Here is a 7,002-nt window from a genome sequence, read left to right on the forward strand (position 1 = left end):
GGATGGCCAGGCCGTACCGCGGCCGGTCACGGCAGCGATCTACCACCTGAACCGACCTCTGAAACAGACCCTGGTGCCGCATCAGCGAACGTTCGCCCTGTAGTGCCTCAGATCGCGGATGCCACAGGCCTCGACGAACGCGACGTCCGAAACCCGCCAGCATGCTCGCGGTCGGTCGGGCGAGAATCCGTTCGTGATCGCTGAAGCGCAGGGAAGAAGCGGTGCGTCAATTGGCGATCTTCACCGTCGGCAGGATGAACGACCTGTATCGGGCTCCAACGAGGCCACGATCGGTCCTCGCGCCGCGTGATGTCATGCCGGTCGGAGCGCCCGCATCCATAGATGCCACGGGATGTGGTGAGAAGTGCCGTCGGCTCGGAGCGTGACCGGCTCACGCAGTGCCTCGATGAGCAGCCCGGAGGCCTCCAGGGCGCCGGTGTAGTCGCTCAGCGGCTGGTCCCAACCGCTGAACACCATGGGCAGGCCGTCGCGCTCCACCTCCTGCCTGAACCGCCGACGTTCGAAGTAAGAACCGTCGAGCACGAACCTCTCACCGTCGAACCTGCCGGTGTCGGTGATCGGATGAGTGATGGCCGGCACCAGTCGGCCACCGGGAGCAAGGACCCGGGCCGCCTCACGGACCGAGCTGTCCAGGTCGTCCACGTCCATCAGGACGTTGTAGGCGACGACGAGGTCGAAGGCGCCGTCGTCGAACGGCAGGCCGGCGGCATCGGCCACCAGGTACCGGCCGTCCGGATGAGCCTGACGCGCTGCCTCCACGAGGATCGGCGAGACGTCCACCCCGGTGACACGGTGCCCCGACTCCGACAGGTCTCGGGAGATCCGCCCTTCACCGCAGCCGAGGTCGAGCGTGGCCGCTCCGGGCGCAGGCACCAACTCCAGGAACCGTGAGCGGTATCCCCAGTAGGAGTCGAAGCCGGGCCTGCGCGCCCACCTGATCCAGTTGTACGCCTGGCGCTCCCAGTCTTGCTCGGGTTTGACCGTGAGGTCATCCGTCATGATCGCGATCTTATGGGCCCCTCCGTCGGAGTCGGCGCAGGCGGATGATGCCGCACGCCAGGTCGAGCAGGCACTGATGGAGATCGGCGCGGTGCTCGTAGCCGGCGCGTAGCCGTTCGAACCAGTGCAGCCAGACGAAGGTCCGCTCGACCACCCACCTGGCGGCACCCAGCCCGGAGCCGTGCGGGGCGCCGCGGCGGGCGATGACCAGGACGATGCCGCGTGTGCGCAGGTGGCGGCCGTGCTACCGATGCCTGAACGGTGTGCGGATCGTGCCGCCCGGACCCTGGTACCTCTGATCGGCGAAGATCCGGACGCCGGTGCCGGTGAAGGTGTCGATCAGACCGGCCTGCCGGGCCGCGGCGAGATCGTGCCCCGCGCCGGGCAGCGCGGGCGAGGCCTGCCGCCAGGCGGCCGGCCGGATCGGTGAGGAACCGGCCGTTCACCCCGTGCCGATGGTGTTTTCCGGAGGAGTACGGCGCATCATCGGCCAGCCGGCCGATGCCGAGGAGCGTGCCATCCAGGACGGCACCGGCCAGGCGGGAAGCCTTCCGTGCGGCGGTGTGCACGGCGTCGCCGACACGGCCGGGCCGTCCACTGGAGGAGCCATGAAAACACCATGAAAACGATCACGGGCAGTGGTCCGCCTGACCAGGCCGGCATGATCGGACCAACGCTGCCGGCTTGACACGGCCCGCGCGCCAGGTGATCGTCAGGGCCCGGCCTCCCCTCAGGTCGCTCGCGAACCCCCCTTCACGGCAGGGAGACCCATGCCCGTACGGAAAACCCTCCTCGCCTTGCCGGCCGCGCTCGCCGTCGCCGTGGCGCCGGCCTGGTCCGGGGGGACCGGCGCCGCCGCGGCGCGGCAGGCGCCGCCCCTGGCCGCCGCACCCGGTAGCGCCACCGGGGGCAAGGGACTGCGGTGGGAGGCGTGCGCCGGGGTGAGCACGCCGGACCTGCGATGCGCACGGGTCACCGTCCCCCTCGACCACCGCCGCCCGCGTGGCCGCACCATCTCCGTCGTCATCTCCCGGCTGCCCGCCACCGACCCGGCGCGGCGCCGGGGCGTTCTGCTCACCACCGGCGGTGGACCCGGCGGGCCGGGCGTCCCGCTGCCCGCAAGCCTCGCCCCGGCGCTGTCCGCCGAGGTCCGCGCCCGCTATGACCTGGTCGGGTTCGACATGAGATTCGTCGAACGCAGCACGCCCATCGGCTGCGGGCGGCCCGAGGAGGAGCCCGGCGGGTTCTGGGTACGCCCCGCGGCCCCCGGACGCTTCCCCGCCGAAGCCGCCGAAGCCCGGCGCTACGCCGAAGAATGCGTACGGGCCTCCGGCTGGGCCCTGCCGCACGCCACCACCGCGAACGCCGCCCGTGACATGGACCTCATCCGCGCGGCCCTCGGCGAGGAGAAGATCTCCTACCTGGGCGGCTCGTACGCGGGACTGCTCGGCACCGTCTACGGCACGCTGTTCCCGCACCGCGTGGACCGGTTCGTCCTGGACAGCCCGGTGAACGCCGACACGATCTGGCGGCCCTACGAGATGGGCCGCACCCCTGCGTTCGAGGAGGGAACGGTGGCCCTCGCCGCCTGGGCCGCCGCGCGGCACTCCGAATACGGTCTGGGGGAGAGCACCGCACAGGTGCGCGCCACGCTCACCGGGATCCTCGACCGGGCCGCCCGAGCGCCCATCGTCATCGGCGGTCACGCCTGGACCGCCGGCGAGCTGGGTGCCCTGCTGGTGGCCGGGATCTACGACGAGCGCGCCTTCGGCGTCGTCGCCGCGGCCTTCGCCGCCGTCGCGGCCGGACGGGAGCCGTCCCTGCCGTTCCCCATCCGCCCTGCGCAGCCCGAGGGCGTGCCCGGCGTGCCCGCCGACCACCACACCGCCACCAACATCGCCTACCGCTGCGCCGACGCTCCCTGGCCGCGCGACCCGCGCGTCTACCTGCGCGACATCGCCTCCCAGCGGGACCGCCACCCTTTGTTCGGCCCGGTCAACGCCAACATCAACCCCTGCGCCTTCTGGCCGCCCGCAAGGGACGAACCGGTGCGGCTCGACGGCAACCGCGCGCCGGCCGCCCTGGTCGTCGCGGCCCTGCGGGACGTGGCGGTGCCGCCGTCCGTGAGCAGGGCCGTGGCCGCGCGCATCCGCGGGTCACGCCTGGTCACGATCGACGCCCACACCCACGCCCCGTTCCCGCACTACGGGAACGCCTGCCTCAACGCCACGGTCACCCGCTACCTCACCACCGGTGAACTGCCGGCCGCCGACACCGCCTGCTGACCCCGCCGTCCAGCGCACCCCCTCTCAACCATCCGACGACCGTAAGGCGGATCTGCGCTCCTGGCTGACGGCTCAGCGTCATGCCGTCGCGTTGTCGCAGGGACCTTCCGTTGTCGTTCAGCCGGTGGCGGGGTTGATCGATGGCATCCGCTGGCGGGTTCGGACCGGGGCGCCGTGGCGGGACGTGCCCGAGCGCTACGGGCCCGGGCAGACGGTCTACGGCCTGTTCCGGCGCTGGCAGCGGGCCGGGGTACGGGCGCGCATCGTCACCGCCCTGCAGACCCGTGCCGATGCCGCCGGGCTGATCACCTGGGACGTGAGCGTGGACTCCACGGTCTGCCGAGCCCACCAGCACGCGGCAGGGGCCCGCCGCGACGGCCCGACGCAACTCGAGCCGTCCGGCGGGCTGACCGGCGAGCCGGACGACCACGCCCTGAGCCGCTCCCGGGGCGGATGGACCACCAAGCTGCATCTGGGCGTCGAACGCGATCCGGATCGCATCGCCCGTGATGTGACCTACTGGACCGCTGAGACCGCCCGGGTGCATAGAGCTCTCGGGCGGAACCAGTCCTCAGCTGACTTCTGAAACAGGCCTAGCGGCGGCCGCGGAACGTCCGGCGCAGGTCGTCGATCCACTCGTCGGGGGCCTCCCAGGGGATGAAGTGGCCGCCGCGGTCGTGCGCGGTGAGGTTGACGTGGTTGTACCACGCCGCGCGGTCGGTGCCGAGGAAGTGCCGGACGCGCTGGCCGGTGCCGACGCCCGGCGGGTTCTCGTAGCCGACGAACGTGATGCCGGTGGGCGCCTCGATCGCCGGCTGCCGGTCATGGGACGGCCGCCACGGGTACCGGTTGTTGTTGGCGTAGGTGCGGACCGACGTCCCGATCGAGTTCGTCACCCAGAAGATCATCGCATGCGTGAGCAGGTCGTCCTTGCTGAAGACGGTCTCGACGTCACCGTGGTTGTCGCTCCAGTTCACCCAGCGTTCGAGGATCCAGGCGAGCATGCCGGCCGGGGAGTCCGACAGCCCGTACGCGAGCGTGCTCGGCCCGAGCACGTGCGCGGCCAGGTGGACGGCGAACCGCTTCTCCATGGCGACGACCTGCGCGTGGACGTCGGCGGGCAGGTTTTCCGGGATGGGCCGCCCGGCGGAGAGGTCCCAGGCCCGGTCGCCGTTGAACAGGGTGAGCTTCTGGCCGGATCCGATGTGGATGCCGTACAGCTCGTCGGCGTACTTGTGGCCGAGCTGGCCGGTGACCAGCGCGCCGACGTCACAGCCCGCGGCGGCGTACCTCGCGTGCCCCAGGGTGCGGGTCATCAGATTGTGCCAGATGTCGGCGATCTTCCAGAAGTTCAGGTCGGGGTGGTCCGGCAGCGGGCCGGAGAACCCGAAGCCGGGCAGCGAGGGGACGATGACGTCGAACGCGTCCGCGGGGTCGCCACCGTACGCGGCCGGATCGGCGAGCGGGTCGACGACCTTGGCCCAGTGCCAGAACGTCCACGGCCAGCCGTGGGTGAGGATCAGCGGGGTGGGGGCCGGTCCGCCCTCCGGGCCGACGCCGGGCCGGCGCATGAAGTGCACCGGGACGCCGTCGACGTCGACGAGGTAGTGCTCGTAGGCGTTGATCGCGGCTTCCGCCCTGCGCCAGTCGTAGCCGGTGCGCCAGTACTCGACGAGCTCCTGCAGGTAGGCGCGGTTCACGCCGTAGTACCAGTCCTGGTTGCCCGCGTCCTCCGGCCAGCGGGTGAGTGCCAGACGCGCACGCAGGTCGGTGAGCACGTCCTCGGGGACGTGGATCGGGGTCGGGTCGATCACGGGTGTCCTCCTGGTTCGTCCCCTGCCCGGGCGATGCGGGCCAGGGCCGGGAGGGCGGCGGCGATCGCATCGCGTTCGGCGGGGGTGAGTGCGGCGGCGAGGCGTTCGAGGCCGGCGACGCGTTCGGCCCGCCGGCTCCTCACGACCGCCGCGCCGGCGTTGGTGACGTGGACGAGGACCGCGCGGCCGTCGGAGGGGTCGGGCCGGCGTTCGACCAGCCCGTCGCGTTCCAGTTTGGCGACCAGCTGGGTGATCGCGGACTGCGTGACCTGCTCGGCGGCGGTGAGCTCGGTCAACCGCATCGGACCGCGGCCTTCGAGCGTGTGCAGCACCGACAGCGTCGTGAAGCTCAGGCGCTGCCTCACGGGCAGGCGGATGTGCATCCGGGTCAGGTCCTCCAGGACCGCGGTCAGTTCGGTGACATCCAGCACGGGAACTTTATATCAGTAATTTATATAAATTACTAATGCACTTCCCGGTGCACGTCCTCCCGGCCGCCGCAGGCCCGCCGCGAACTCGGCCACCGCGGGCATCAGCCCTTCCCTGCGGAACGCGCCCTGGACGCGGGCGAGCAGCGCGCGGTGCTCGGCGGCGTCCGGCAGCACCTCCACCACCGGCGGCTCGTGCACCACGGCGCGTTCGATCCGCTCAGGATGGGTCGTGAGCAGGTGCAGCGCGACGATCGCACCTGAGCTGCAGCCGACCACGCGGGCGGGCGCGTCCGGCGACAGCAGCTCCAGTAACCGGAACGCGTCGCCGGCATGCTGCGCGACCCGCTGCGGGGCCTGCGGGTCGTCCAGCGGGCTGCGGGACATGCCGCGCGGATCGTAGGACGCGACCGTGTGGTCGACGGCCAGGTCGTCGGCGATGCCGTCGTAGGAGGCCGCGTCGCCGGCTCCGCCGGGGATCAGCAGCAGGAGCGGCCCGCTTCCGCGCACCTCGTAGTGCAGCGTGGCGCCGTCCACGCGCAGGCGGCCGGTGGTCAGGCCGGTCATGAGGGGCGGGATGGCAGACTGCGATCGCATGACACTTCCCGCCCCCGTCGGGGACATCGTCGCCGCCTACCTCCAGGCGATCGACGGTGAAGCAGCCGGTCTCGTCGAAGGACTGTACCTGGAAGGGTCGGTGGCCCTCGGCGACTTCCGGCCCCATACGAGCGACATCGACTTCGTGGCGGTCACCGCCACCCCGCCACAAGGCGCCGCCCTGACCGCGCTGGAACGCGTCCACACGCGGTTGCGTGCCCGATGGCCCCGCCCGTTCTTCGACGGCGTCTACCTGACCTGGGACGATCTCCGGCGTGGTCCCGTCGGCATCGGCCCCCGTCCCCACAGCCACGAAGGCCGCCTCCATGGCGGCGCCGTTCCGGACAACCCGGTCACCTGGCACACCCTCGCCCGTCACGGTACGGTCTGCCGCGGCCCCGAGCTCACCGGGCCGGACATCTGGTGTGACCCGCACGCCCTGGCGGCCTGGACCGACGACAACCTCGACCGCTACTGGCGCAGGCTCTGCGACCGGGCCTCCCGTCCGCTCGGTCTATGGGGACTGACCGCCCAGAGCGCGTACGGCGCCGTCTGGATCGTGACAGGCGTCACGCGTCTTCACCTCAGTCCGCCTAGGATGCATCGGCCTTCAGGCCGGGGAGGAACGGGCGTCCCGTCAGGGATGGTCCGGCGGAGCCGGGACGGCCTGCTGCACGATGTGCAGCACCTGTGCGTGCAGGGATCGGTGCTCATGTTCGGCCAACTCCTTGAGCCGTGCGTGAAGGTCGTCGGGAAGCCGCAACGTGATCTGTTTCATGTCGGCAGAATACCCGCCGGACCCCATCTCTCCGATGGTAAATTGATGGCATGTCCCGGTACCGGCTCTCCCCCACCCCC

The 7,002-nt window shown here is 71.4% G+C and carries 7 protein-coding genes and 2 pseudogenes; 3 read left to right on the top strand and 6 right to left on the bottom strand.

The window, feature by feature from the left end:
- Window positions 1-312: 312 nt before the first annotated feature.
- From IEZ06_RS21740 to IEZ06_RS37860, 3 genes and pseudogenes are all read right to left on the bottom strand, one after another.
- Complete coding sequence (locus IEZ06_RS21740; RefSeq protein WP_189238533.1) at window positions 313-1,020, bottom strand: class I SAM-dependent methyltransferase; 708 nt, start codon at window positions 1,018-1,020, stop codon at window positions 313-315.
- Between the two features lie 10 nt (window positions 1,021-1,030).
- Window positions 1,031-1,258, bottom strand: a pseudogene (locus IEZ06_RS21745) (IS5/IS1182 family transposase); the annotation flags it as partial.
- 9 nt (window positions 1,259-1,267) lie between these two features.
- Window positions 1,268-1,601, bottom strand: a pseudogene (locus IEZ06_RS37860) (transposase family protein); the annotation flags it as partial.
- 189 nt (window positions 1,602-1,790) lie between these two features.
- Between IEZ06_RS37860 and IEZ06_RS21750 the strand changes: the two are divergent.
- Together IEZ06_RS21750 and IEZ06_RS21755 are read left to right on the top strand one after the other, a co-directional pair.
- Window positions 1,791-3,305, top strand: coding sequence for an alpha/beta fold hydrolase (locus IEZ06_RS21750; protein ID WP_189238534.1), 1,515 nt, complete (start codon window positions 1,791-1,793; stop codon window positions 3,303-3,305).
- Between the two features lie 133 nt (window positions 3,306-3,438).
- The gene (locus IEZ06_RS21755; protein WP_203872051.1) at window positions 3,439-3,891 is read left to right on the top strand and encodes a transposase; all 453 of its coding nucleotides are present in this window, start codon (window positions 3,439-3,441) and stop codon (window positions 3,889-3,891) included.
- Between the two features lie 7 nt (window positions 3,892-3,898).
- On the opposite strand, the gene IEZ06_RS21760 is transcribed toward IEZ06_RS21755, so the two are convergent.
- From IEZ06_RS21760 to IEZ06_RS21770, 3 genes are read right to left on the bottom strand one after another with little or no spacing between them, the layout of a single operon-like run.
- Window positions 3,899-5,119, bottom strand: coding sequence for an epoxide hydrolase family protein (locus IEZ06_RS21760; RefSeq protein ID WP_189238535.1), 1,221 nt, complete (start codon window positions 5,117-5,119; stop codon window positions 3,899-3,901).
- Complete coding sequence (locus IEZ06_RS21765) at window positions 5,116-5,550, bottom strand: MarR family winged helix-turn-helix transcriptional regulator (protein WP_229798510.1); 435 nt, start codon at window positions 5,548-5,550, stop codon at window positions 5,116-5,118. The genes IEZ06_RS21760 and IEZ06_RS21765 overlap by 4 nt, the downstream gene beginning before the upstream one ends.
- A 12-nt stretch (window positions 5,551-5,562) precedes the next feature.
- The gene (locus tag IEZ06_RS21770; RefSeq protein WP_229798511.1) at window positions 5,563-6,144 is read right to left on the bottom strand and encodes an alpha/beta fold hydrolase; all 582 of its coding nucleotides are present in this window, start codon (window positions 6,142-6,144) and stop codon (window positions 5,563-5,565) included.
- Here IEZ06_RS21770 and IEZ06_RS37865 point away from each other — a divergent pair.
- A partial coding sequence (locus IEZ06_RS37865; RefSeq protein ID WP_229798513.1) for a nucleotidyltransferase domain-containing protein occupies window positions 6,143-7,002 on the top strand: 860 nt, incomplete at its 3' end. The genes IEZ06_RS21770 and IEZ06_RS37865 overlap by 2 nt on opposite strands.

This window comes from Planomonospora antibiotica (assembly GCF_014647955.1).
Lineage (GTDB): Bacteria > Actinomycetota > Actinomycetes > Streptosporangiales > Streptosporangiaceae > Planomonospora > Planomonospora parontospora.

Coding starts and splice junctions, on each gene's coding strand:
- IEZ06_RS21740 (WP_189238533.1), bottom strand. CDS start 1,020: ATGACGGATGACCTCACGGTCAAACCCGAGCAAGACTGGGAGCGCCAG.
- IEZ06_RS21770 (WP_229798511.1), bottom strand. CDS start 6,144: ATGCGATCGCAGTCTGCCATCCCGCCCCTCATGACCGGCCTGACCACC.
- IEZ06_RS21750 (WP_189238534.1), top strand. CDS start 1,791: ATGCCCGTACGGAAAACCCTCCTCGCCTTGCCGGCCGCGCTCGCCGTC.